Genomic DNA, 251 nt, shown 5'->3' with positions numbered 1-251 from the left:
ATGAAGCAGTAAATGAGCTGCAAACCATTCAGGACATGTTGCGCTGGTCGGTGAGCCGCTTCAGCGCGGCAAATATCTGGTACGGTCACGGTACCGATAACCCGTGGGATGAAGCCGTACAGCTGGTGTTGCCTTCGCTCTACCTGCCGCTGGATATTCCGGAAGATATGCGCACCGCGCGTCTGACCTCCAGCGAAAAACACCGTATTGTTGAACGCGTGATCCGCCGCGTCAATGAACGCATTCCGGTG

Annotated in this window: 1 pseudogene; it reads left to right on the top strand. The window is 55.8% G+C overall.

Features of this window, described 5'->3' with window-relative positions:
- Positions 1-251, top strand: a pseudogene (locus tag RTW80_RS30140) (50S ribosomal protein L3 N(5)-glutamine methyltransferase); the annotation flags it as partial.

This window comes from Escherichia sp. AM3, from assembly GCF_032029835.1.
Taxonomy (GTDB): domain Bacteria; phylum Pseudomonadota; class Gammaproteobacteria; order Enterobacterales; family Enterobacteriaceae; genus Escherichia; species Escherichia coli.
Note: the sequence above shows the minus strand (reverse complement) of the source record. Positions and strands in the feature narration are given on the sequence as shown.